Below are 23135 nucleotides of genomic sequence, written 5' to 3' on the forward strand. Positions count from 1 at the left end.
AGGATTAACTCATCCGTTGACTACACGCGATAATTCGGTGCTTCTTTGGTGATGGTAACATCGTGAACGTGCGATTCGCTCATACCGGCTGCGGTTACACGAACAAATGACGGTTTGGTATTCATGGTCGGAATGTCTTTACATCCGGTATAACCCATTGCCGAACGCAAACCTCCGGATAGCTGGTGAATAATCGGAGACAAAGGTCCTTTATAAGCGACACGACCTTCAATCCCTTCCGGAACCAATTTATCTTCCGCATTTGAAGATTGGAAATAACGATCGGAAGAACCGGTCGGTTGTGCCATCGCTCCCAAAGATCCCATACCACGGTATGATTTATAGGCACGCCCTTGGTAATACTCGATCTCACCAGGAGACTCTTCGGTACCGGCGAACATCGAACCGAACATACAAGCCGAAGCACCGGCAACCAACGCTTTAGCAACATCACCCGAAAAACGCATGCCGCCATCAGCAACCAGAGGAACACCGGTTCCTTCCAACGCTTTCGCGACGTTTGAAATCGCGGTAATCTGTGGAACACCAACACCGGCAACGATACGAGTCGTACAAATCGATCCAGGGCCGATCCCGACTTTAACACCATCGGCACCGGCTTTAACCAGATCAAGAGCCGCTTCACCGGTAGCAATATTTCCACCGATTACTTCGATTTCAGGATAGTTCTGCTTCACCCAGGCAACGCGATCCAACACACCTTGTGAATGGCCGTGAGCCGTATCAACGATAATGACATCCACTCCGGCTTCAACCAATGCTTTCACACGCTCTTCGGTCTCTTTTCCTGTACCGACAGCTGCACCGACGCGTAGACGACCTTCCGAATCCTTGCTGGCATTTGGGTGGTCGGAAGATTTCATCATATCGGAAACCGTAATCATACCGCGCAGTTTGAAATCATCGTTGACGATCAAAACACGCTCGATACGGTGCTCGTGCAACAGATCAAGAACATCTTCGCGCTTGGTCCCTTCTTTAACGGTGACCAGTTTCTCTTTCGGAGTCATAATTTTCGATACAGGAAGCGACATATCGGTTACGAAACGAATATCACGGCTGGTGACGATACCAACCAAGTCGTCACCATCCATAACAGGAGCCGAAGAAACTCGGTTTGACTTGGTTTTGATAATCACTTCTTCGACTGTCATGTCCTGCTGGACGGTGACAGGATCGGCGATGACACCATGCTCGAATTTTTTAACTTTACGAACGGTATGGGCCTGTTGCTCGATCGTCATATTCTTGTGGATGATACCGATACCACCCTCTTGAGCCATAGAGATTGCAAGACGCGCTTCAGTCACTGTATCCATTGCCGCAGAAACAAACGGAATATTCAACGTAATATTTCTGGTCAATTTCGTTTTTAAACTAACGTCTTTAGGCAGAACCGTCGAGTGTGCCGGAACCAATAAAACGTCGTCAAATGTGAGTGCTTCTTGCAAAATTCTCATTTTTATCTACCTTATACAAAACTTATAGGCTAATCAGTTATTTTTCTAAAAAATACAAAAACATAACCAAAAATACAAAACAGCTTTAAAATTCAATTACTTAAGAGCGATTCATCTGTTTTTTTCATAAATAATCGCCCCCTTTTTTTTCTATTAGCCGCTATTATAAAGATTGACACGACCGGGGTAAACTGAATAACGTATGCATCTTAAAGAAAACAGCAAAATTCGCTGTATTTTTCGATTCGAATCATTAAAATGTTCGAAGATATAAAAAATAAAAAGCTCTAACCCATTGGAGGATGAAACATGAAGAAATTACTTATCGGCGCAACTCTGATCGCTTCCGCTGTTTTTGCAGGGACTGCAAGCGCAAGCGCAATGTCTTACGATGAAACCGTTGCTCAAGCAAAAGCGGTTCACGCTGACGCTTCTAAAGACGGCTTCATTTGGCAACAAAAGAAAATGAAAATGCCATATGTAAACGACTATTTGGCGAAAGCGGACGAAGCCCACAAGAAAGGCGACAGCGCAGCGGCAATGAAATTTGCTCAAGAAGCGTTGAAAACCGCTAAAGCAGAAGTGTATCAGCGCGATCACAACGCTAATTTGAAAGCCGGTTGGGAAAAATAATTCTCCACTTGGCGAAATAAAAAACCGGCTTAACGCCGGTTTTTTTGTGTCTGGATATCTACCATCCTAATGACGGAAAGTCGCAATCCAATCAGGCCTGAACAAAACCAGAGCCGCAATTAGCAAGCCGTTCAAAAACCCTTCCGGAGCGGAAAGCATCGGAATATACGGAATAAAGGTTTGCTTCAGGATTGCCAGGGTATGCACGTCCCCAACCCAAAGAATCCACGCCGATACCGCCAACGACAGCGTCGCTCCGATTGCGGCAGACAAAAAGCCGTTGTACAAGGTGTAGACAAAGAAATTCATTTCCAGAAAACGTAATCCCAGCCGGAACATTCCCCAAGTAATCATAATTGGAATAATGCCCATTACCGCCGCATTCAATCCAAATCCTTCCCAACCAATGCCGGATTGAAAAGTCACTCCAAACAAAGCCAAACTCATTCCCATCAGAGCGAATTGAGGGCCGAACATCAACGTCATCACGGCCATCAACAGAAAGTGGAAAGTCAGACCGTTGTCCAAACTGGCCGAAAACAGCCACACCAGCAACACGATCACGCTCGCTCCCAGCAACACATTCTGCGCATGCCGATCGTTTTCCACCTTAAACCAGGGTGCCGTCCACAAAGCCCAGCCGGCAAATAGCAGATAGATCAACCATCCACTCAATAGAAAATTAAAACTCAGGGTATCCGCAACTAAATTCACAGGTATCTCGGCAAAACTATTCACTCAAATTAACACTGCAAACGACAAAAAAACTGTTTGCTCGTGCTAAGCAGGTACAATAAACGGGGCTTCAAAAGTCTCGGAAAACTGAAGCCGTTTTTTTCCAACATTATAAAGCGTCCCCCATATGAATGGACTGAAAATACTGTTTGCGCAAATCTATGACTTTATTCTTCTCTGCGCCATCTGGTTCGGAGCGGCTATCCCTTTCGTACTCTGGCAAGGCGGTGGCGAGTTTGAGAAAAACCCGATTCTGCTACTCGGCTTCCAACTCTATCTGCTGGCGATCACTTACCTGTATCTGACTTACTTCTGGACCCAATCCGGACAAACTCCAGGCTTGCGAACCTGGAAATTGCAATTAAGAAGACAGGACGATTTCTTAATGACGCGCCATAATGCCAACTTGCGCTTTCTGCTCAGCGTACTGTTATTCCCTATCGGCTGGGTGGGGTTATTCCTCCCCGGTCAACAACTTTTGCAGGACAGGCTTGCAAAGACTAAAATAGTCGCCGTTCAACCTGAAGGAAGCTTATGACAACCACTATCATCCACAGCAATACGCTGAATTTCGAGCAAAGCAAAGTTCTGGAACGTAGTCTGGGAAAACTGCAAAAGCACAACAACCATTACCGCGCTTTTCCGGAACAGACTCCGTCGACGGAAAAATTGCGCGAGTTGCGCGAACAGACCGAGCTGGATATCAACATTTTGCCGGAGAACTTCCAGAGCGACCGAATCGGCCTGATGATCAGCGATATGGACTCGACTCTGATTGCCATCGAATGCATTGACGAAATTGCCGATTTCATTCAGGTAAAACCGCAGGTTTCGGCTATCACCGAAGCGGCTATGCGAGGTGAATTGAATTTTGAAGAATCGCTGACTCAGCGCGTTGCCTTACTAAAGGGCTTGGAATATGACGCCTTGCAACGAGTATACGACGAACGCCTGACCCTAAACCCGGGTGCCGAGCAATGGATTAAAGGCTTAAAAAAACAACAGATTAAGTTCGCTCTGGTTTCCGGTGGCTTCACCTTCTTTACCGACCGATTGAAAGAGCGATTGAACATCGACTTCGCTCGCGCTAATGTTCTGGCGGAAGAAGATGATAAGCTAAGCGGAAGCGTTGTCGGCAGCATCGTCGGCGCGCAAGCTAAGGCGGACTTTCTTCAGGAATTATGTGACACTCTGCAAATCGATCTTGCGCAGACCGTCGCCGTCGGCGATGGCGCGAACGACCTGCTCATGATGAAGAAGGCCGGTTTAAGCGTTGCTTACCATGCTAAACCGGCGGTTCAAGCCGAAGCCGACTGCGCTCTAAACTATCGAGGTTTGGATGCCATTCTGGATTTTATTGACTGAAATAAACGGTCGCTAAACAACAAAATACATATAAAAAAACCGCGATACACGCGGTTTTTTATTTACGAAATGGCGGAATATCCGTCTCTTAGAACATGTTCTGTTCTACTTCTTTAATCGCCACTACGATAAATTTACCGATCGCGGAATCATAGCCAGGCCACTTGCTGGCAACATTCTGCATAAACGGTTTTTCGGAAATGATCGGCTTCATTTCAAAGTCTGATAGACCTTCATCATACAACTCTGCGACATTGTTGTAGATCGTTTCCATGAACTCCTTACCTTCTAGAATCAATTTCATGTCATCCGGAGTACCGTGCATCGGAATAATGTTCTTCAAATCCATTTTGGAAACCGCATCCAAAGCTTTGATCGATCCCAAATAAGAACCGTCTTCCATGTTCGCAACACGACGCATCACCATATCACCCATGAAGATCGTCTTGTCGTTTTTCACTTCCACCGCGATATCCGAAGAAGTATGTACCTTACCGAAGTGGTGGATTTTGAAGGTCGTGTCGCCTAGAGTGAATTCTTCACCGCCGGCAAACGTCTTGTTAGGCAGCGTAATAACGGTACCGGTAATCTTATTATTGGTATTCGACTGCATAAAGTCGAACCAGAACTTATCGGCACCGTTTTTCAGAGTGGTAATACAATCCTGATGCGAAAGGATTTCCACATTCGGATTCGCTTCAACAAATGCGTGGTTACCCAACCAGTGGTCGCCGTGAAAGTGAGTATTGATGACTTTGACAACCGGCTTGTCGGTGACTTTCTTAATCTGGCGAAGAATCATTTCACCGATTTGTACCGAACTACCGGTATCGACCACTACGACACCTTCGGAAGTGACAATAAAGCCCGGATTGGAGAACATACCGAAGTTTTCAGGCGTCGGGTGCGGACCCATTGCCGGGATCGAATAGCAACGCTCACTGACTTTGATCGCGTCGACATCAGGAACATCCGGACCGCGGAACTCTTTCATTTCATCGTTTGCATACAAAGGCTTAAGCGCCGAAGCACCTACTAAACCTACACCCATCGAAAAAGCGGATTTAAAAAAATCGCGACGATTCATTCGATTCTCCCAACTGTATTAACAAAGTATCGAGCCAAGCCCTTGAAATTAAAAGGATCGAGGCGCAACGTAAAAGCTTCAAGATTCTATCATCTTTCCGTAACGGAAACCATGCATGGCCAGCTATCTTAATGTGCAAAAAAGATGGAACCTCTCAATACTTTTTTATGATTTCCTTCATATAAACTCATTACAATAGGAAAAATTTGAAATTAAAAATTGTTAATACCCCTATGGAATTTTTAAAAGCCTACCTCGATTTCGCCGTATTCGGACTACTTGGCCTAATGGGCTTCATCGCCCTGTGGATCACTCTGGAACGCCTGTTCTTCTATCGCCGCATCCGCCTGCAGGAGTACACTCATCCGGAAAAACTCAATATCGCTTTGACTCATAACCTGACAACCCTCTCGACCATCGGAGCCAATGCGCCTTATGTCGGACTATTGGGAACCGTTCTGGGAATCCTGATCACTTTCTATGATCTGGGTCAGGGGCACAGCATCGATACCGGGGCCATTATGCTTGGTCTGGCACTGGCACTAAAAGCGACCGCTGCCGGCATCGCCATCGCGATCCCAAGCATTATGGCCTACAACGGTCTGATGAGAAAAATCGACGTGATCAATGCACTCTACCGTGCCGACTACCCGTCTGCAGAGAAATAGGCCAATCAGATGAAACGTTTTGACAGCATCAATGTCATCCCGCTGATCGATGTCATGCTGGTCTTGCTGGCTATCGTCCTGACAACGGCCAGTTTTATCGTTAAGGATCACCTGGACATCACCCTGCCCGATACGGAGCACACCCAAAGCTATACACCGCCGGAAAAGGACCCTCTATCCATCAGCATCGATAAAAATAATCGCATTTTTGTCGCTGAAAACGCGATCAGCTTTGCCGAACTGGAACAAAAACTCACGCAACTCGACAAAAGCCAGGCTTTAACACTGCAAGTCGATCGCGAGGCCAAATTTGGTGAATTCGTCAAAGTCGTCGATCTGTTAAAAGGCCAAGAGCTAAATAATCTAACTATTCTGACCGAGTCGAAATAACCTCTTTCTATTATGAAAAGCCACTCCGTCCTCGCCTTTATCCTCGCTGCGCTGATCTATGCATTGGTCTTCCTCGGCCTGTTTTGGCTTATGCAGAGCAAACCGCAAAGCAAAACTCCTGAGGCGCAAGTCGTAGCGGTTTCACTGCAAATGTTTCAACCGGCTCCACCACAACCAAAACCGGAAGCTAAACCGAAGCCGGAAGCTAAACCGGAGCCTAAACCGAAGCCGGAAGCTAAACCAAAGCCGGAAGCTAAACCAAAGCCGGAAGCTAAACCAAAGCCGGAGCCTAAACCGAAGCCGGAGCCTAAACCGAAGCCGGAGCCTAAACCGAAGCCAGAGCCTAAACCAAAGCCAGAGCCTAAACCAAAGCCGGAGCCAATTTCTGAACCGACTCAGGTGGCTGAACCTGTGGTAGAAGCACCACCGACACCGGTTGCAGCGGAACCTGTAATAACAAAGCCCGTGCAGCAGGCAAAGCCCGTAACCACTGCTCCGATCGCTCAGGCTAAACCGACCATTTCCGATGAACAGAAACAGGAAGCCGAACACGCCTACTTAAACGAATTAAGAAGAGCGATCATACGCTATGCGCAGGATACCTACCCTCGACAGGCTAAACGCCGTCACTGGGAAGGAGACGTTATGATTAAGTTCACTCTCAGCAAATCCGGCAAAATCACCCAGCTTAAAGTCATCGGTTCTTCCGGTAAAAAGGTGCTGGATGAGGCTGCGTTAAAAATCTTTAAAGAGAAGATGGCAATGCGTTTCAAAGCTTTCCCACAGGAAATTCAGCGGGAAACCTGGGTTATCAGCGTTCCGGTCAATTACCACCTGCGATAAAAATCCCCTACAATTCATAGGGTTGTGTTTTTGACTCACTCCTCTGACGAGATAAATTTTGTTACACTATGCAAAATTTTTTAGCAGGGCACCATTGTGAATTATCAAATTCCGTTACAAACCATTGAAGAGGTTCAAGCCGACCTAGTAAAACGCTTTACCCATTTCAGCAACCCCAAAGACCGTTACCGTTACCTGATCGACATGGGTAAACAGCTACAGCAGCTGGATGACAGCTTTCTAACAGAAGAGAACCGTATTCACGGCTGCCAGTCTCAGGTTTGGATTCATATCGATGAGCACGAAGGTCGCCTCTTCATGCAGGCACGCAGTGACGCAGCGATTGTTTCCGGTTTGATCGCCCTGCTTCTTAGAGTTTATAACGGCCGCACCCCGCAGGAAGTTGCGACCGCCCCTCTGGAATTCCTAGGTAAGATCGGCTTATTGCAACAACTGTCTCCAAACCGTTCGACCGGTTTGTATCACATGATCAAGCGCATCCAATCCGAAGGCCAAAAACGACTGTCTGCCTAGACTTCGACACTTCCTTGTGAGTCGCTCCTTCTTCTCTCTGCGCGGCTCAGTGAAAAATATTTTCGCCCTATTCAAAAAATCCGTTTAACAAGCCGCTCCTTATGCGAAGTTTTCGGGTATCCTTAAGCTTCCGACTAAAAAATGACGTATTTTCTTAATAAAAAATAAACGGAGGATCAGGCATGTCCTATTTAAAAAACGCGCCAAACGCAGAGGGTTATTTTGGTGATTTCGGCGGAGCATTTTTACCGCCGGAGCTGGTACCGCACTTCGAGGAAATCAACAAAGCCTATATGGAACTGGGGCGTTCTGCCGACTTTTTGAACGAACTGAAATACATCCGTAAACACTACCAAGGCCGACCTACTCCAGTCTATTACGCTCACAACCTTAGCAAACTTGTCGGCGCGCACATTTACCTGAAACGCGAAGATCTCAACCACTCCGGTGCACATAAGCTAAACCACTGTATGGCAGAAGCGCTGCTTGCCAAACACATGGGCAAAACCAAACTGATCGCTGAAACCGGCGCCGGACAACACGGCGTGGCCCTGGCGACTGCCGCCGCTTATTTTGGTATGGAATGTGAAATTCATATGGGCGAAATCGATATCGCTAAAGAAGCCCCTAATGTCACCCGCATGAAATTACTGGGCGCAACGGTTGTGCCGGTTTCCTTCGGCGGACGCAGCTTGAAAGAAGCGGTGGACTCCGCTTTCCAATCTTATGTCCCGCAGGCGGATACCGCTCTGTTTGCCATTGGATCGGTCGTCGGTCCGCACCCATTCCCGCTGATGGTGCGTAACTTCCAATCGGTCGTCGGTCATGAATCACGCGAACAGTTCCTGGAAATGACCGGTCAGCTGCCGGATCAGGTCGGTGCCTGTGTCGGCGGTGGCTCAAATGCGATGGGACTGTTTGCAGGCTTTATCGATGATGCAGAAGTCGGCCTAAACGGCGTCGAACCGCTTGGGAAAGGTACAAATCTCGGCGAACACTCGGCAACCATGACTTTCGGAAAACCGGGCATGATCCACGGCTTTAAATGCCTGTTACTGGAAGATGAGGAAGGCAATCCGGCACCGGTACACTCTATCGCCTCCGGACTGGACTACCCTGGTGTCGGACCTGAACACTCCTATCTGAAAACCATCGGCAAGGTCAATTATCACGCGGTAACCGATGATGAAACTCTGGACGCCTTCTACAAACTTTCACGTCTGGAAGGTATTATTCCTGCACTGGAAAGTTCGCATGCCGTCGCCTGGGCAATGAAATATGGCAAAGAAAATCCCGGCGCCACTATTCTGATTAACCTGTCGGGGCGTGGGGACAAAGATATCGACTATGTGGTTGATAATTTTGGTGTAGGAGATTAAATCTTAACTCTCTACTTTCCCAATAAAAAACGCCGTGCTGAATTTAATCACCACGGCGTTTTTTCATTGTAAGTAAGTGGAATTTTACTGTACTGACATTACAGGCATTAGGATTTGCGTAAACAGCATCACCGGAGCAAACGCTAATAATGCGCCAATCGCAGTATATTTAACTAGCATTTTACCTTTTGAAGAACGTTCTGGAATCTTGTTAGACATTTCTTAATACCCGCTTAAAATTAAAAAACGACACTATATAGCAATATTCAATAACCACTAATTTGATTTATTTATACCCTAAAAAACATCTTAAATAACCCATTAAATTACTTAGGCTTCCTTTCACTCTTCAAAATTCCGTTTAATCTCGCAAATACCAAAGACAGGGAAATAAACCTCCTCTTGAAAAGAGCGATTGTGATTTCCTAGCGTCAAAAGTTCGAAACGCGGGGAGTTTGTTAGATAGAGCGTGTTCGCGAAGGAGTTACAACGATCCAAACTCTAACTTAGAAATCACGCGCGAATGGGACGGAGGGTGCCCTTCTTTTGGTTCTTTTCTTGAGCATGCAAGAAAAGAGCAAAGCCACTAGAAGAAAATTATTTCAATCTACAGCCATTTCTATCAAATTCCACTGCTTTCGAATAAATCCTGAATACCTCTTCATAAATAGGCTGAAAGAAATATTTCTCCCCCATCAAAACCAAACATGATTCTTGAACAGAGCTAACAAGCTCTTCTACATTTTCTTGCTTTTTACTCAATTATGAATATCGCTCAAAAGCATCTAAACACCTTGAAGCAGAATATATTACTGAGATCAGATAAAAGGCTTCAAACACAGGCTGAATCCCGCCTTTTTCATCTGCTACAAATTCAACTCGTTCATTTATTTCTGACGTATCCACCTTCATAATTTCACCTTAGCAATTCATACAAAAAACCCCGCGAAGGAAATCCTTGCGGGGTTTTTGGAGTAATTGATTTTTAACTAAATCAATTACGCGATTTTCAATTGCTCTTGAGAAGTTTGCTCAAGTTTGGCGATACGGTCAGCCAAGTCAGGGTGAGACTTGAACAGATCACCGAATGACGATGGTGCGGCAGAGATACCGAAGGCTGCCATCTGATCAGGAAGGTGGCCAGGTTGCATGGTTTGCAGGCGTTTCAGTGCTGCAATCATATTCTCTTTGCCGGCAAGGTAAGCACCGCCGTTATCGGCGTGGAATTCACGGTAACGCGAGAACCACATTGCCACAATACTCGCCAGAATACCAAACAGAATCTGTGCAACGATATCGGTTACGATAAACGCCAGACTGTGACCTTCCTGCTCATTCTTCAATACTACGCGGTCTACCACGTAAGCAACGATTTTCGCGAAGAAGATAACGAAAGTGTTCAACACACCTTGCAGCAACGCCATAGTCACCATGTCACCGTTAGCGACGTGAGCAACTTCGTGCCCCAGAACCGCTTCAACTTCGTTACGCTGCATAAAGCGCAACAAGCCGGTTGAAACCGCAACCATCGAGTTGTTTTTTCTCATACCGGTTGCAAAGGCGTTTGGTTCAGGAGCATCGTAAATCGCGACTTCAGGCGTTTTGATTCCGGCTTTTTCCGCCTGACGACGAACCGTTTCAAGTAACCACTGCTCGTCGGCATTGCGAGGAGTTTCGATCACTTGTGCGCCGGTCGCCATTTTTGCCATCCATTTGGACATCGCCAAAGAGATAAAAGATCCGGCAAAACCGAAGACCAAAGCAAACATAAACAGGTTATTCAAATTCAGGCTGGTACCTTGCATATAGTTACCAACCCCAAGGATATTCAATGTGATCATCGCAACGGCAAGAACCGCGGCGTTCATCAATAAAAACAGACCGACACGTTTTAACATGTTTCCTTCTCCTAAATAGAGATTACGTAGAGATTTACTGGGTTACAAAGTTTTCTATATGAGTAATATAAGGTTTTTTTATAACCTTTCAAGTTTTAATTTTCATTTAATGTATCTATTCAGATTATCTCAATAAATCTAAATAGCAACCCTAAATGACAAGCACAAAAAAGCGGAGACTTGCTCCGCTTTTAATTAAGGACACTAAGTTCTATTTCAAGAAGAGAGCTTCTCTTTTAGAATCTTATTCACCTGTCCCGGGTTGGCCTGACCGCCGGACGCTTTCATGACCTGACCGACAAAGTAACCAAGCATCTTCTCTTGCCCGCCTTTATAGGCTTCGACCTGAGAAGGATTCGCCGCCAGCACTTCGTCAACCAGCGCTTCGATAGCACCGCTGTCGGTAATCTGCTTCAAGCCTTTCGCTTCGATGATTTCGTCGGCAGAACCTTCACCATTCCACATGGCATCGAACACCTGCTTGGCAATCTTACCGGAAATAGTGTCATCCAGGATACGCGTAATCATACCCGCCAACATTTCTTCAGTGATTGGTGATTCAGAAATATCCAAACCGGCTTTATTCAAGGCACCTGCCAAATCAGAAGTAATCCAGTTGGCGCAGACTTTCGCATCCTTAGAACCTGTGTGCTTATATAGTGACTCAAAGTATTCCGCCATAGCGCGTGAAGAAGTCAATACACCTGCATCATATTCACTAAGACCCAGCTCGGCAACATAACGGGCACGCTTGGCATCCGGAAGTTCCGGCATCGTTACTTTAACCGCGTCGATATCTTCGTCGGTAATACGTACCGGCAATAGATCCGGACAAGGGAAGTAACGATAGTCGTTGGCTTCTTCTTTGGTACGCATTGAACGAGTCGTATTGGTTTCCGAATCGTAAAGACGCGTTTCCTGAACCACTTTGCCGCCGCTTTCGATCAGATCGATCTGGCGCTCGATTTCGAACTCGATCGCTTTTTCTATAAAGCGGAACGAGTTGATGTTTTTCAGCTCGGCACGCGTTCCTAGCGGCTCGCCCGGACGACGCACAGAAACGTTGGAATCGACACGGAAAGAACCTTCCTGCATATTACCGTCACAAATACCCAAAAAGGTAACCAGTTCGTGCATTTTACGCGCATAAGCCACCGCTTCCTGCGCCGAAGACAGATCCGGCTCGGAAACGATTTCCAATAGCGGCGTACCGGCACGGTTCAAGTCAATCCCCGTCATGCCCGGAACGATACCGTGGTTAGATTTACCGGCATCTTCTTCCAAGTGCGCACGGGTCACACCAATACGCTTGGTTTCACCGTCGACATCAATATCCAGATACCCCTTGCCGACGATCGGATAATCCATCTGCGTAGTCTGATAACCTTTCGGCAAATCCGGATAGAAATAGTTTTTACGGTCAAAGACCTGTTTCTTGCCAAGTTCCGCATTCAAAGCGATACCCAATGCAATCCCTTTACCGATAACCGCGTGGTTTACCACCGGCAGCATGCCTGGCATCCCCAGATCGATCGCACACGCTTGGCTATTTGGAGCCGCGCCATAAGCGATTGAGGCGCCGGAAAAGATTTTAGATTTGGTGGTCAACTGAGCGTGAATCTCAAGACCGATTACAACTTCCCAACTCATTAAATTCTCTCCCTGCGCTTATTGGTACTGTGCCGGCACTTGCTTATGCCAGTCAGTCACTTGTTGGAATTGGTGCCCGATATTCAGTAGCTTCGCTTCTGAGAAATAAGGACCAACAATGTGCAATCCAACCGGACGCCCCTTAGCAAAACCGGCAGGAACAGACATTCCTGGGAAGCCTCCCAGGTTCACCGGAATAGTATAAAGGTCAGCCAGGTACATACTGGTTGGGTCATCGGTTTTCTCGCCGATATTGAACGCTGGAGTTGGCGCAACCGGCCCCATAATCACATCACACTGCTCGAAAGCGTTAGTAAAATCATCACGCACCATACGGCGTAGACGTTGAGCTTTCAGATAGTAAGCATCGTAGTAACCCGCGGAAAGTGCATAGGCACCAACCATAATACGGCGCTTCACTTCGGCACCGAACCCTTCGGCACGCGAACGCTTATAAAGGTCTTGAAGGTCGGCTGGATTTTCGCAACGGTAACCGAAACGTACACCATCATAGCGTGACAGGTTAGACGACGCTTCAGCCGGAGCCAAAACATAGTAAGAAGGTACCGCCAGGTCTTTATTTGGAAGACTCACCGAAACAGTGGTCGCTCCCAGTTTTTCGATTTCAGCAATCGCATCCTTAACGATTTTTTCCACTTCCGGGTCCAGACCTTCACCGAAATACTCGGCAGGCACACCCACTTTCAGACCGTCTAGAGAATCTCCAAGGCTCGCAGCAAAATCAGGACGCTCCATTTCCAGACAGGTTGAGTCACGCTGATCGAATTCGCTCATTGCATTCAGCATCCACGCCGACTCTTCCGCCGAACGGGTCATAGGCCCGGCCTGATCGAAACTTGAAGCGTAGGCAATAATCCCGAAACGCGAAACCGTTCCGTATGTCGGCTTAATGCCGGTAATACCGCAGAAAGACGCTGGCTGACGAATCGACCCCCCAGTGTCTGTTCCGGTCGCCATAGGCGCCAGATTGGCCGCGATCACCGCTGCCGCTCCACCGGATGAACCACCCGGAACCGCATTCAAGTCCCATGGATTTTTAGTCGGGCCGTAGTAAGAACTTTCCGATGAAGAACCCATCGCAAATTCGTCCATATTGGTCTTACCCAGAATCGGCATACCGGCTTTTTTCAACAAAGTCACGACATGTGCGTCGTAAGGCGCAATAAAGTTATCCAACATTTTTGACGAACAAGAGGTCTTCACACCGTCGGTACAGAAAATATCCTTATGCGCGACAGGAATGCCGGTCAGAATGCCGGCGGTACCATTTTTCAAACGCTCATCCGCTTCACGCGCCATTTCCAACGCCAGTTCCGGCGTAACCGTCACATAAGCATTCAATTCCGGATCATATTTTGAAATTCGATCCAGGTAATGCAGAGTCAGTTCAACACTGCTGATCTCGCCCGCATGGAGCTTTTCGCTCATCTGTTTTACGCTTAGAGTGTGTAACATTATTTTTCTCTTATCATTCAATTACTTGCGGAACAAGATACATATCTTTGGCTGTCGCCGGAGCAACCGATTGCAATTTTTCATGCTGATCGGTTTCGGTAATTTCGTCGGCTCGCAGGCGTTGTTGAACGTCGTGCGGATGCGCCATAGGTTCAACGCCTTCGGTATTGACCGCTTCCATCTGTGCAAACAGATCAAGCACTTTTGATAATTTTGCGGAGACTTGCTCCACTTCATTCTCTGCGACATCAATCATCGCCAAACGCGAAATGTATTCGACTTCGCTTTTTCCTATAGACACTCACGACTCCTTATGTCTGACTGGCCCGGATAGTGTAAAAACCACTCTCAATGGCTTTTCCAAAGCCCGAAAATGCAAATTCTCGGTAAATATCCGAAGGTTTTAGACGCCATTCCACTAAATAAAATTTAACCATATAAATTACCATATTTATGATTTCCACTAAAGAGAAAAGCGCGAATTCAAGTAAATTTCCATTTGCACTTTCTGCATTAATCTTCTGAATTTCTGACCATAGATTTTTTTAGCGTGCATAAATATTTATGCTTCTCCCCCACCTGGAATTCAGTTAAAATGTTCGGATTCTTTTTTAGCCCAAAATCCTTAAGGACCGTATTCAATGTTTCGCAAACTAATGGGACTTTTCTCCAACGACCTATCCATTGATTTGGGTACCGCAAACACTCTAATTTATGTACGCGGTAAAGGTATGGTTTTAAACGAACCATCCGTGGTTTCCATCCGTAACAACCACCGCGGCAGTGGCTCGCGAGCCATTATCGCAGTGGGTGAGAACGCTAAATTAATGCTTGGTAAAGAGAACAAGGACATTGAAACCATCCGCCCTTTAAGAGACGGGGTCATCGCCGACTTTGAAGTCACCGAGAAAATGCTGCAAGCCTTTATCCGTAAAGTACATGAAGCAAAATTTTTCCAGCCAAGTCCGCGCGTTCTGGTCTGTGTTCCTTGCGGTTCAACCCAGGTTGAACGCCGCGCGATTCGTGAATCAGCCGCCGGCGCAGGTGCCCGTGAAGTTTATCTGATCGAAGAGCCTATGGCCGCAGCAATCGGTGCTGGTATGCCGGTCAGCGATCCAACAGGCTCGATGGTGGTTGATATCGGCGGTGGTACGACCGAAGTTGCAACCTTGTCATTGAACGGCATCGTCTGGTCCGACTCTGTAAAAGTTGGTGGCGATCGTTTCGACGAATCGATTATGCGTTACATCCGCCGCAACTACGGCATGGTAATTGGTGAATCGACTGCCGAACGCATCAAAAAAACCATCGGAACCGCGACTCACGAAGTCGAGCCGCTCACCATGGAAGTACACGGCTGCAATATCGCCGAGACGGTTCCTCGCCGCTTTACTCTGAACAGCAACGAAATCTATGAAGCGCTGCAAGAACCTCTGGCGGCAATCACCAGCTCGATTAAAACCGCATTGGAAAACACACCTCCTGAACTGGGTGCCGACATCGCCGAGCACGGTATCGTTCTAACCGGCGGCGGTGCGCTATTGCGCAATATCAACACTCTATTATCCGAAGAGACTGGTATTCCGGTTATCCTGGCGGACGATCCTCTAACCTGCGTTGCTCGCGGCGGCGGACGTGCTTTGGAACTGATGGACGAAAAAGGAGTTGACGTCTTCTCTTTCGACTGATGAAGACGCGCCGAGGAGACGACCATTAGCCTGAAGGCCACCACCCCTGAACAGGAAGGCATCCACTTTGTGGTTGCCTTCATTCTGGCCGTTACCGTTATGGCAGCCGATCACTACGGCCATATTATGGGTAGCGTTCGTGGTGCCCTGCTAACCGCTTTGAATCCGATCGAACGTATCGCCACCTACCCGCAGCATCTGTATCAATCGATGGCTTCCGAGTACAGCACCCGCAACAAGCTGCTACTGGAAAATCAACAACTCAATACCGAACTCCTGCTTCTTAAAGCCAAACAGCAGCAGCTTGCCAATTTACAAATGGAAGTTCACCGCCTCGAAGCCCTGCTGGGAACAACCGGAAAGATGAATGACCAATCGGTGCAAATCGCCAACATCTCCTTCTATAGCAATAACCCTTTGGCGCAATTTGTCACTTTGAACAAAGGCCAGAAAGACGGCGTTGAAAATCAGCAGACCGTTATTGATGCCAACGGTATTATGGGGCAGATTGTACAAACGACCCCGAGCAGCTCGCGAGCTTTATTGATCACTGACCCGGACCACCAGATTCCGGTGCGGATTCAACGCACGGCGCAAAGAGGGATTCTGACCGGAAAAGGTCACGACCTGATGCAATTAAATTTCATTCCTTATAATAGTGAAGTCAAAGTCGGCGACATTTTGGAAAGCTCCGGACTTGGCGGCGTTTTTCCACAAGGCTATCCGGTAGCCAGAGTATCCAAGGTTGAGGCCAGAAGAGAAAACCCTTACCTGACCATCTCAGCTCTGCCGATTGCCCAACTGCATCAAACCCATAAGGTTCTGATTCTCGGGAAACCTGAGAAAGAGGAAGAAGAAAACACGGCCGCTTCAAACGAAAGCCAAAATCAGCAACCGATTCAGGAAGTGCAACAACCTGCAAAGGTAAATCAACCGAAAGAACAGGACGAGTCGAATGACTAGTAAATTCATATACATTCGTACTGCGCAGATCCGCGGATTGATTCTGCTTACCTTCTTTCTTGCCCTGATCGCCGACAGCATGAATCTGTACGGCGAAACCCTGCTGTTTTTACCGCCGTTTACCTTGCTGATTCTTCTCTACTGGAGCGGACACTTTCTGGATCGCACCTATATCACCAGCGCCTTTATTCTCGGCCTGATGTGCGACGGACTCTATCAAACGACCCTCGGCAGTCATGCATTAATTTATGTCAGCCTAACCTTTATGATGTTGCGGCAACGCGGACGCTTTAAGGGTTATACCGCTCTGCAACAAGGCTTTTTCATCAGTTTCTATCTGCTTGTATACCAAGTTATCAGCTTTATTTTCTTTTCGCCGGTTCTGAATCAGAACGACGCTATTTCCTATTGGCTGATGCCGTTAAGTGCCATTATTATCTGGCCGATTCTGGCTTTCCTTCTGCGACAAGGCACTTTCCAGGCGACCGAGAGCAGCGAATAAAATGACTGAGCACCTCGAGTTCCACAGTGATCAGGAACGCTTACAGCAGAAACGTCTATTAAGATTCCGCCTCTACTTCGCCTTGGGCTTTGTCCTGGTTCTGTTTCTATTTCTGATCGGACGCATGGCTTATCTGCAATGGTATAACTTCGATCGCTACCACGGTTTAGCCGAAGGCAACCGTATTTCCATCGAAATTCTGCCACCGACGCGCGGTAAAATTTATGACCGGAACCATGTCTTGCTTGCCGACAATCAGCCAGTGTACGCCATCAAAATGATCCGCGAGAAGATGACCGACATCGATGCGGTACAACAGGCTTTACAGAAGCTGATGCCAGAAGTCGATCCGGAAAGCATGGACAAATTCTTCAAACGCTTCAAGCAGGGCAATCGAGTCAAACCCTATACCCTGCCTTTCACACTTGATGAACAACAAGCCGCAGAATATGCGGTTATCGGCTACCAGTTTCCGGGCGTAACCCTGAGCGCCCGACTGAAACGTGTCTATCCATTCCACGAACATGCAGTCCATGCCCTTGGCTATGTCGGTCGCATAAATCAGAAAGAATTACAAAAACTCGACCCGGCACTCTATCGCGGAACCGATATCATCGGCAAATCCGGTATCGAAAAATACTACGAACCGATTCTCCACGGTCAGCCGGGCGTACAGCAAGTTGAAACCAACGCTCGCGGACGCGTATTACGCAAGCTGGAAACCCTTCCAGCGATTCCCGGCCAGGACATCCATCTGACTCTGGATATCAAACTGCAGCAATACGCCGAATCGCTCTTTACCCAGAAACGTGGCGGTCTGGTAGCCCTGGATCCACAAAACGGTGAAGTTCTGGCTTATGTCAGCATGCCGACTTTCGACCCCAACCTGTTTGTCGATGGTATTGCCCACGACACCTATCGCGATCTGCTAAACAATCCGAACCGACCGTTCATCAACCGCGTCATCAACGGACAGTATCCGCCGGGATCGACCATCAAGCCGTTTGTGGCTCTCGGTGCAATCGAAAACAATGTTATTTCGCCAAGCAAAAAAATCTATGATCCGGGGTATTTTGAATATAAGAACCACCGCTACCGTGACTGGAAGCGCACCGGACACGGTTTTGTCGACATGGATGCGGCGATTACCCAATCCTGCGACACCTATTTTTATATGCTGAGTCTGGATATGGGGATCGATAATATCCATGATGCACTTTATCCTTTTGGATTCGGACATAGAACCGGGATCGACCTATATGGTGAATCTCGCGGTATTCTACCGTCGCAGGAATGGAAACGCGAAACCAAAGGCAAGCCCTGGTATCGCGGCGAAACGATTATTTCCTCTATCGGCCAGGGATATAATCTGGCAACACCGCTACAATTGGCACAGGCTACAGCCGTATTGGCCAACCGCGGAAAAGTAGTGCAACCCCACCTGTTGCGTATGCCGTTAAGCGAACCGAGCGAGCAGATCGAAATTAAAAATATCGATAACTGGGAAAGAGTCATTACCGCCATGAGCCATGTTATGCACAGTAAAAAAGGTACGGCGCACAAGCATGCGTTGGATCTGGGCTTTAAAATGGCGGGGAAAACCGGTACTGCACAGGTTTTCAGCTTGAAAGAAGCCAACTACAATGCCGACGAAATCGACAAGTCCCTGCATGACCACTCGCTGTTTATCGGTTTTGCGCCAATCGACAAGCCAAAAATCGCCGTCGCCGTCATCGTCGAAAACGGTGGTAGCGGAAGTAAAACCGCCGCGCCGATGGCGGTACAATTAATCAAACACTATTTGGAAGAACAAGCCAAAATACCAACCGGTTCCGGGGATCAAGCCTCATGAGAATAGCAACCTCTAGACCTCAGCAGGTATACCGACGCAACAAGGGAGTGCTTAACCTGCTCCACTTGGACGGCTGGCTATTGCTTGGAATCTTATTACTTCTGGCCACCAGCGCCGCAGTGGTTTACAGCGCCTCCGGCGGAAGTGACGCAGTCATTTTCCGCCATCTGGTGCGTATCGGCTTTGCTTTGGGTCTGCTGTTCCTATTCGCGCAAATCCCGCCAACCCTGCTTTATATCTTTACACCGTGGCTGTTTCTGTTCGGCCTCATCCTGTTAATCGCCGTACCGATTTTCGGTGACATCGGTAAGGGAGCGCAACGCTGGCTGGAGATAGGCCCGATCCGCTTCCAGCCCTCGGAACTGATGAAACTGGTTCTGCCACTAATGGTCGCCTGGCTGTTCGCACATAGTAAATTACCGCCGAGCTTCGAACGGATTGTCGTTGCTCTGGTCGTAATCGGCGTCACTTCCGGATTGATCGTTATTCAGCCGGACCTGGGAACTTCACTGCTGATCGCCATGAGCGGTCTGTTTGTCGTCTTTTTTGCCGGCCTGCCTTGGCGCGTCATTCTACTGGCCATTGCCGGTGTTGTCGCCAGTGCGCCTATCGCCTGGCAATTCATGCACGCCTATCAAAAACAGCGGGTGCTAACCTTCCTGAATCCCGAATCCGATCCGCTCGGCAGCGGCTATCATATTATCCAGTCCAAAATCGCCATCGGTTCCGGCGGCTTGGAAGGCAAAGGCTTTATGGGCAGCACTCAGGCACACCTAGATTTTTTACCGGAAAGTACCACTGACTTCATCTTTTCGGTGCTGTCCGAAGAGTTCGGACTTTTAGGCGTTATTCTGCTACTGGCGCTATACACTTTCGTCATCGCCCGCGGACTGTATATCTCGTCACAAGCCCAAGACAACTTTACCCGCCTGATTGCCGCCAGCCTCACCATGACACTGTTCGTTTACGCTTTCGTCAATATCGGTATGGTCAGCGGACTTTTGCCGGTGGTCGGTCTACCTCTGCCTCTCATTAGCTACGGTGGAAGCTCGCTGGTGACCCTGATGATCAGCTTCGGAATCCTCATGTCGATTCACACGCACAAAAAACTACTGACGGCAAAAGACCCAGAAGGTTAAAAAGTACGGATTTTTCAAGACTTCGTGTCATTATGCGCGTTTAGATTTAGCCTAAACTGTGGTACATTTATTTACTGTTTTTGTTAGCGTCTGTTAAAAATTTATTCTTTCGTTTTGTTGCAGCTGAAAACCCGGTAATCAAGGCGCTCAAAGTACAGTTTGGTTATTCAAAACAAGCGTTGAGCAACAAAAGATGATGGATTTTAGGCCGCAACTCGTAGAACCTGCGCCATTTTTCCACTGACGGCGTTACCTTACATTCAAACAGAATGACTACTCCACGCTGACTGCCTTAACCGGGCAAAAATAGTGTTGATAAAACGCAAAAACGAATTTACAACAGACCCTAGACATACTTCCCACAAAAGCAGTAGAGAATCAGATCGACATGCAATATTTAGCTAAGCTTTTCACGCTTTTCGTGCTGTTATTCAGCACCCCCTCTTTTGCGGAACCTATTCCGACACCAACCCCGTTAGCGAATCCGCCGATTCCGCATGTTGTTCCGTCTCCGCCTGCTATCGCCGGTAAAGCTTATCTACTGATCGACATTAACAGCGGTTATGTATTGGCTTCCAAAGAACCGGACAAACCTGTCGAACCGGCCAGTCTGACCAAAATCATGACCGGCTATGTTGTCATCAACGAACTGCGCAACGGCAACCTGCACCTGGACGACATGGTCTCTATCAGCCAGAAAGCGTGGAAAATGCCTGGCTCGAAGATGTTTATCGAAGTCGGCAAACAGGTTTCAGTACATGATTTGATTAAAGGGATGGTCATTCAGTCAGGAAACGATGCCAGTGTTGCTCTGGCCGAACATATAGCCGGAAGTGAAGAAGTCTTTGCCCAGCTAATGAACAAATATGCCAAATCGCTTGGTATGACAGGCACTCATTACGTTAATGCAACCGGTTTGCCAAACCCGGATCATTACACCACTGCACGTGATTTGGCAATCCTGACAAAAGCGTTGATTACCAAATTCCCTGAAGAATACGAATGGTACTCTCAGAAGAAATTCACTTACAACGGCATTACCCAGTACAACCGCAACAAACTCCTCTGGCAAGACCCGACGGTTGACGGCTTGAAAACCGGACATACCGAATCGGCAGGTTACTGTCTGGTCTCTTCCGCCAAGCGCGAAGACATGCGTTTAATCAGCGTCATCCTTGGAACGGCAAGTGCCAAGATGCGTATTCAGGAAACGCAAAAGCTGCTGAACTACGGCTTCCGTTTCTTCGAAACCCATAAACTGTATAACGCTCAGCAACGTCTAAACGACGTTAAAGTATGGGAAGGTACCCGCGATTTGATCGGCATTGGTTTGAAAGACGACCTGTATGTCACGATCCCGCGCGGTCAGTACAAGAATCTGAAGATTGAAAGCTCTATTCAGCCGCAAATCAAGGCACCGATTCAAAACCTGCAAGAGCTTGGTACTCTGCATGTTTCTCTGGGAGACAAAACGCTGGTTGAGCGTCCATTGGTTGCTCTTGCCGATGTGGAAGAAGGCTCTTTCTTCAAGAAAGTTCTGGATCAGCTGAAACTGTTCTTCCGCTCGCTGTTCAGTTTTCTAGATTAAATGACAGGCCGCAAATACTGCGGCCTTTTTCGTTGGGAAGCCTATGAACACATCTCCGGTTACCGAGCAAATCGTCTACTTGAATGGAGAATTCCTGCCGATGATGGAAGCGCAGGTTTCCACGCAGGACCGCGGTTTTTTATTCGGTGACGGCGTCTATGAAGTGATTCCGGTCTATCAACGCCAGCTCTTCTGTTTCAAAGAACACCTGCAACGCCTGAAAAACAGTCTGCAGGCGACTTCGATCGCCAACCCGCTTACCGATCAAGACTGGCTTCAACTGCTAAACGACCTGATAGAACGACATCCCTGGCAAGACCAGTTTATCTATCTGCAAGTCACTCGCGGCGTACAGATGCAGCGTGACCACCTGCCGGCGGATTGTTTGCAACCAACGATCTACGCCTATACCAATCCGTTGCAGCCGGTAAGCGATGCCGTCTTAACCAACGGCATCAAAGCAATTACTCTCGAAGACATTCGCTGGATGCGTTGCGACATCAAAGCGATTACACTATTACCTAACATCATGATGAAATTAGCCGCCAAGGCTCAGGGCGCAGATGATGCAATTCTGCTCAGCCTCGATGGCTACGTTAATGAAGGGACGGCAAGTAATGTCTTTATCGTTAAAGACGGCTATCTCATTACGCCGCCGAACGGTAAACGACTATTACCGGGCGTGACACGTCTGGTCATCGAACGCATTGCGATGAACAAACAGATTCCATTTAAAGAAGCCCAGATCAGCGAACAGGAATTACATCAGGCAGATGAAATCTGGTTATCCAGCTCGACCAAAGAAGCTTTACCGGTTACTCAACTAGACGGCAAGAAAGTCGGCACTGGAAAACCGGGGGCGATTTGGCATACAATGCGCGACCATTACCAACAGACAAAAATAGCGCTTCTTACGGAATGTGCCGATTGAAGCGCCTCCTGAAATTAAGGGCGAGTTTATATGACTAAAGATTTACATACTCCCGACAACGAAAGCTTGATCGAGTTCCCCTGTGACTTCAAGCTTAAAGCGATGGGACACAATACCGAAGAGTTCGTCGAACTGGTTTTCGAGATTGCCAATAAATATGCACCGAATACCCCGCGTGAAAATATTCAGGTCGTGGACTCAAAGGGCAAACGCTTTATTTCCGTCAATGTCACCATTTACGCCACCTGTCTGGAACAGGTTCACGGTATTTACGGCGACTTGAAAAAACACCCCATGGTTTTAATGACTCTATAATCTGAGTCCTCTACCCCA

The 23135-nt window shown here is 47.7% G+C and carries 24 protein-coding genes; 16 read left to right on the forward strand and 8 right to left on the reverse strand.

Going from position 1 to position 23135, the window contains the following annotated elements:
• Positions 1–20: 20 nt before the first annotated feature.
• Positions 21–1481, reverse strand: coding sequence for an IMP dehydrogenase (gene guaB, locus H8792_RS02170; protein ID WP_194947504.1), 1461 nt, complete (start codon positions 1479–1481; stop codon positions 21–23).
• Between the two features lie 309 nt (positions 1482–1790).
• Between guaB and H8792_RS02175 the strand changes: the two genes are divergently transcribed.
• Positions 1791–2114, forward strand: coding sequence for a hypothetical protein (locus tag H8792_RS02175; protein WP_194947505.1), 324 nt, complete (start codon positions 1791–1793; stop codon positions 2112–2114).
• A 66-nt stretch (positions 2115–2180) separates the two neighbouring features.
• Here H8792_RS02175 and H8792_RS02180 read toward each other — a convergent pair whose 3' ends face one another.
• A complete protein-coding gene (locus H8792_RS02180; RefSeq protein ID WP_194947506.1) occupies positions 2181–2828 on the reverse strand; it encodes an energy-coupling factor ABC transporter permease in 648 nt (215 codons plus the stop codon).
• A 148-nt stretch (positions 2829–2976) separates the two neighbouring features.
• On the opposite strand from H8792_RS02180, the gene H8792_RS02185 reads away from it, so the two are divergent.
• Both H8792_RS02185 and serB read left to right on the forward strand, forming a co-directional pair.
• Positions 2977–3387: an RDD family protein gene (locus tag H8792_RS02185; RefSeq protein ID WP_194947507.1), complete on the forward strand. Its 411-nt coding sequence runs from the start codon at positions 2977–2979 to the stop codon at positions 3385–3387.
• Entirely contained in the window at positions 3384–4214 is an 831-nt protein-coding gene (gene serB / locus H8792_RS02190) for a phosphoserine phosphatase SerB (protein WP_194947508.1), read from the forward strand. The genes H8792_RS02185 and serB overlap by 4 nt, the downstream gene beginning before the upstream one ends.
• Positions 4215–4302: 88 nt before the next feature.
• Here the strand turns inward: serB and H8792_RS02195 are convergent, their stop codons facing one another.
• Positions 4303–5301: an MBL fold metallo-hydrolase gene (locus H8792_RS02195; RefSeq protein WP_194947509.1), complete on the reverse strand. Its 999-nt coding sequence runs from the start codon at positions 5299–5301 to the stop codon at positions 4303–4305.
• Between the two features lie 233 nt (positions 5302–5534).
• Between H8792_RS02195 and exbB the strand changes: the two genes are divergently transcribed.
• From exbB to trpB, 5 genes are all read left to right on the forward strand, one after another.
• Positions 5535–5969 carry a TonB-system energizer ExbB gene (gene exbB / locus H8792_RS02200; protein ID WP_194947635.1) on the forward strand — a complete coding sequence of 145 codons (435 nt, stop codon included), beginning with the start codon at positions 5535–5537 and terminating at the stop codon, positions 5967–5969.
• 9 nt (positions 5970–5978) lie between these two features.
• Positions 5979–6359, forward strand: a complete 381-nt coding sequence (locus H8792_RS02205) for an ExbD/TolR family protein (RefSeq protein WP_194947510.1) — start codon at positions 5979–5981, stop codon at positions 6357–6359.
• Positions 6360–6371: 12 nt separating this feature from the next.
• Positions 6372–7202, forward strand: coding sequence for an energy transducer TonB (locus H8792_RS02210; RefSeq protein WP_194947511.1), 831 nt, complete (start codon positions 6372–6374; stop codon positions 7200–7202).
• Positions 7203–7298: 96 nt separating this feature from the next.
• The gene (locus H8792_RS02215; protein ID WP_194947512.1) at positions 7299–7736 is read left to right on the forward strand and encodes a SufE family protein; all 438 of its coding nucleotides are present in this window, start codon (positions 7299–7301) and stop codon (positions 7734–7736) included.
• 182 nt (positions 7737–7918) lie between these two features.
• Positions 7919–9115 carry a tryptophan synthase subunit beta gene (trpB, locus tag H8792_RS02220; RefSeq protein ID WP_194947513.1) on the forward strand — a complete coding sequence of 399 codons (1197 nt, stop codon included), beginning with the start codon at positions 7919–7921 and terminating at the stop codon, positions 9113–9115.
• 762 nt (positions 9116–9877) lie between these two features.
• Here the strand turns inward: trpB and H8792_RS02225 are convergent.
• The 5 genes from H8792_RS02225 to gatC form a co-directional block, all read right to left on the reverse strand.
• Positions 9878–10027, reverse strand: coding sequence for a hypothetical protein (locus tag H8792_RS02225; protein ID WP_194947514.1), 150 nt, complete (start codon positions 10025–10027; stop codon positions 9878–9880).
• A gap of 86 nt (positions 10028–10113) precedes the next feature.
• Entirely contained in the window at positions 10114–11013 is a 900-nt protein-coding gene (htpX, locus tag H8792_RS02230; protein ID WP_194947515.1) for a protease HtpX, read from the reverse strand.
• Positions 11014–11229: 216 nt separating this feature from the next.
• Positions 11230–12663 (reverse strand): Asp-tRNA(Asn)/Glu-tRNA(Gln) amidotransferase subunit GatB, encoded by a 1434-nt coding sequence (gene gatB, locus H8792_RS02235; RefSeq protein ID WP_194947516.1) that lies wholly within the window; start codon positions 12661–12663, stop codon positions 11230–11232.
• An 18-nt stretch (positions 12664–12681) separates the two neighbouring features.
• Complete coding sequence (gene gatA / locus H8792_RS02240; RefSeq protein WP_194947517.1) at positions 12682–14139, reverse strand: Asp-tRNA(Asn)/Glu-tRNA(Gln) amidotransferase subunit GatA; 1458 nt, start codon at positions 14137–14139, stop codon at positions 12682–12684.
• 13 nt (positions 14140–14152) lie between these two features.
• Positions 14153–14440 (reverse strand): Asp-tRNA(Asn)/Glu-tRNA(Gln) amidotransferase subunit GatC, encoded by a 288-nt coding sequence (gene gatC, locus H8792_RS02245; RefSeq protein WP_194947518.1) that lies wholly within the window; start codon positions 14438–14440, stop codon positions 14153–14155.
• A gap of 340 nt (positions 14441–14780) precedes the next feature.
• Here gatC and H8792_RS02250 point away from each other — a divergent pair, with 340 nt between their 5' ends.
• The 8 genes from H8792_RS02250 to H8792_RS02285 all read left to right on the forward strand — a co-directional run bounded on the left by H8792_RS02250 (position 14781) and on the right by H8792_RS02285 (position 23117).
• Positions 14781–15827 carry a rod shape-determining protein gene (locus H8792_RS02250; RefSeq protein WP_194947519.1) on the forward strand — a complete coding sequence of 349 codons (1047 nt, stop codon included), beginning with the start codon at positions 14781–14783 and terminating at the stop codon, positions 15825–15827.
• A 69-nt stretch (positions 15828–15896) separates the two neighbouring features.
• Positions 15897–16790 carry a rod shape-determining protein MreC gene (gene mreC, locus H8792_RS02255; RefSeq protein ID WP_319557962.1) on the forward strand — a complete coding sequence of 298 codons (894 nt, stop codon included), beginning with the start codon at positions 15897–15899 and terminating at the stop codon, positions 16788–16790.
• Complete coding sequence (mreD, locus tag H8792_RS02260) at positions 16783–17292, forward strand: rod shape-determining protein MreD (RefSeq protein WP_194947520.1); 510 nt, start codon at positions 16783–16785, stop codon at positions 17290–17292. Before mreC ends, mreD begins: the two co-directional genes overlap by 8 nt.
• Position 17293: 1 nt before the next feature.
• A complete protein-coding gene (gene mrdA, locus H8792_RS02265; protein WP_194947521.1) occupies positions 17294–19144 on the forward strand; it encodes a penicillin-binding protein 2 in 1851 nt (616 codons plus the stop codon).
• Positions 19141–20283, forward strand: a complete 1143-nt coding sequence (gene rodA / locus H8792_RS02270) for a rod shape-determining protein RodA (RefSeq protein ID WP_194947522.1) — start codon at positions 19141–19143, stop codon at positions 20281–20283. The genes mrdA and rodA overlap by 4 nt, the downstream gene beginning before the upstream one ends.
• 388 nt (positions 20284–20671) lie before the next feature.
• Entirely contained in the window at positions 20672–21871 is a 1200-nt protein-coding gene (locus H8792_RS02275) for a D-alanyl-D-alanine carboxypeptidase family protein (RefSeq protein ID WP_194947523.1), read from the forward strand.
• Between the two features lie 43 nt (positions 21872–21914).
• Positions 21915–22802 (forward strand): D-amino acid aminotransferase, encoded by an 888-nt coding sequence (locus H8792_RS02280; protein WP_194947524.1) that lies wholly within the window; start codon positions 21915–21917, stop codon positions 22800–22802.
• Between the two features lie 30 nt (positions 22803–22832).
• Positions 22833–23117 (forward strand): YbeD family protein, encoded by a 285-nt coding sequence (locus H8792_RS02285; RefSeq protein ID WP_194947525.1) that lies wholly within the window; start codon positions 22833–22835, stop codon positions 23115–23117.
• Positions 23118–23135: the final 18 nt, after the last annotated feature.

This window comes from Thiomicrorhabdus heinhorstiae (assembly GCF_013391765.2).
In the GTDB taxonomy this organism is placed as follows: domain Bacteria; phylum Pseudomonadota; class Gammaproteobacteria; order Thiomicrospirales; family Thiomicrospiraceae; genus Thiomicrorhabdus; species Thiomicrorhabdus heinhorstiae.